This is a genomic window from Micromonospora sp. NPDC049523 (assembly GCF_040676775.1).
In the GTDB taxonomy this organism is placed as follows: Bacteria; Actinomycetota; Actinomycetes; order Mycobacteriales; family Micromonosporaceae; genus Micromonospora_G.
Map to the genome: position 1 here is coordinate 1 of NZ_JBFAPP010000055.1, position 2,140 is coordinate 2,140.

Sequence of the window (2,140 nt, forward strand, 5' to 3'; positions counted from 1 at the left end):
CAGAAGGTTCAGGTGTCGGCGTTCCCGGATGCGTACGCGCAGTGGGAGAACCAGGCCGCGCACATCGTGCAGGACGTCTGGACCAAGTAAGCAACCAGAGCATTAAGCCCGCTGGCCGGGTCCCCGAATCTGGGGACCCGGCCAGCGGCATCTGCGATGTCGGCGGAGTGGTCCGTACGTTTCACGCCTGCGCGCGACTCAGCCGGACCACCGGGATATCGCGCGACGTATTTTGCTGGTACGTGTCCCAGCGGGCGAACACCTCCGTCAGGTGTGGCCACACACGGGCCTTCTCCTCGGGTGACAGCGTCTCGGCGTACGCGGGGAAACGCTCCGTCCCCACCCGGAGACGCACCTCGGGATTCTCCTCAAGGCACCGGAACCAGAGTGGATCGTCGTCCTTGCCACCATTGGACGCGACCACCAGGTACGACTCCGCGTCCCGACCATAGATCAGAACGGTACGGTGCCAGGCGCCACTGCGTCGGCCCCGGTAGTCCAGGAGCAGGCACGGAGCACCGTGGATGGTGGTCGCCCGGGTTCCGCCCGACTCCTCGTACGCCCGTGCCTGCTTGGCCACCCACTCCACCGGACTGATCCGTACCGCCTCGTCGGTCGGCGACGGGTTGGGAAGCTGGCTCATGCGACCGGGAACCAGTTCGCCCGTACGGCCGCGAAGCTGTCCTCGGGTATCCCCTCCGCGAGTGGTTGGGAGAACTCCCAGACGTAGCCGTACGGATCCACGCACTCGAAGACGCGGTCGCCCCACGCCTCGTCCATCGGTTCCGTGGTTATGGTGCAGCCGGAGGTCCGGCAATACTCGTAGCTCGCCTGGAGGTCCTCCACGCCGAGCCCGATGGCAACGCCGAGGCCGCGCGGGCCGACCTGGGTCTGGCGTTCCCGTTCACTGTCGGGGAACGGCATGCCCACCAGGGCGTCGACGATCAGGTGTACCTCTCCGCGCTGGAGGATCGTCATCACGGGACGACCTGTCGGGTCCGGTACGGTGCCCACCTCGTCGAACCCGAAGCCGCGGTAGAACCGCGCGGCAGCCTCGACGTCGGCGACCCGCAGGCCCACCCGGAATGTTGCTGCGACCACGCGACCGCTCCTCTCTGCCGCGACCCAACGAGTTTGGGTACGCCGTACGCAAAGTTATTTGGGTACGGTATACGCAAACAAGGGAGCTGTCCATGGCTGCTGCGCCCCAGGACCGGGCGAACCTGGTACGGACCTTCGAGTTGCTGTGGAATCTGCGGGAGCACTCGGGCCTGGGCCGCAAGGCCGGGCTCACCGTGGACCAGATCACCTCGGCCGCGATCGAGGTCGCCGACGCCGAGGGTCTGGAGAGCTTCTCGATGCGGGCGGTGGCGGACCGACTCGGTGTCGGGGCGATGTCGCTCTACCGGCACGTACCCGGCCGGGAGGAACTGCTCGACATCATGGTCGACCGGGTCTGCGCGGAGGTCCGCTACGACAACGAGAGCCAGGGCGACGCGAGCCCCGGCGACTGGCGTACGCGACTGGAGCACATCGCCCGAGCCAACCGCGCGATGATCGAGCGGCACCCGTGGCTGTTGCGGCTCTTCCCGCGGCGACCGCCCCAGGGACCGGGCGTGCTCACGAAGTACGAGGCCGAACTGCGAGCCGTCGAGGGAATCGGGCTGACCGACGTCGAGATGGATTCCGCGCTCGCCCTGCTCCTCGGCTACGTACGCGACGCCACTGCCGGCGTACTGGAGTGGAAGACGGTGTCCGAGCGGACCGGGCAGAGCGACGACGAGTGGTGGATGACCATCGGTCCGCTGCTGGATCGGGTGCTCGTCCGGAAGCGCTACCCCCTTGCGATGCGCGTCGGTACGGCGGCCAGCGAACACTACAAGGGCGTGCACGACCCTGAGCACACGTTCGAATTCGGCCTACAACGCGTACTCGACGGCATCGAGGCGTTCGTACGCACCGAGCGCAAATAGGATTCGCCCGACACCAACGCTAATCGCCCGGCGCCGTCCGGACCTCTGAGCCCCGTGTCGGGCGTGCGAGGTTTTTGGGCTTGATCAACTCTCGTCGGGGGCGGGTTCGCGGAATGTTGGCGGGCCGGGGGTGGTTATACATCGCGTACGACCGGAGCAGCGCCGGG

At 67.3% G+C, this 2,140-nt stretch carries 3 protein-coding genes; 1 reads left to right on the forward strand and 2 read right to left on the reverse strand.

Annotated features, from left to right (window positions below):
- Nucleotides 1–181 precede the first annotated feature (181 nt).
- Nucleotides 182–643 carry a nitroreductase family deazaflavin-dependent oxidoreductase gene (locus AB0J90_RS35595; RefSeq protein WP_363603496.1) on the reverse strand — a complete coding sequence of 154 codons (462 nt, stop codon included), beginning with the start codon at nucleotides 641–643 and terminating at the stop codon, nucleotides 182–184.
- Entirely contained in the window at nucleotides 640–1,101 is a 462-nt protein-coding gene (locus tag AB0J90_RS35600) for a VOC family protein (protein ID WP_363603497.1), read from the reverse strand. The genes AB0J90_RS35595 and AB0J90_RS35600 overlap by 4 nt, the downstream gene beginning before the upstream one ends.
- A 92-nt stretch (nucleotides 1,102–1,193) precedes the next feature.
- Between AB0J90_RS35600 and AB0J90_RS35605 the strand changes: the two genes are divergently transcribed.
- On the forward strand, nucleotides 1,194–1,973 hold the full coding sequence (locus AB0J90_RS35605; RefSeq protein WP_363603498.1) for a TetR/AcrR family transcriptional regulator: 780 nt from the start codon (nucleotides 1,194–1,196) through the stop codon (nucleotides 1,971–1,973).
- The last annotated feature ends 167 nt before the right edge of the window (nucleotides 1,974–2,140 follow it).

Bases quoted from the DNA above. Each gene is read 5' to 3' on its own strand.
- AB0J90_RS35595 (WP_363603496.1), bottom strand. From the start codon at position 643: ATGAGCCAGCTTCCCAACCCGTCGCCGACCGACGAGGCGGTACGGATC.
- AB0J90_RS35605 (WP_363603498.1), top strand. From the start codon at position 1,194: ATGGCTGCTGCGCCCCAGGACCGGGCGAACCTGGTACGGACCTTCGAG.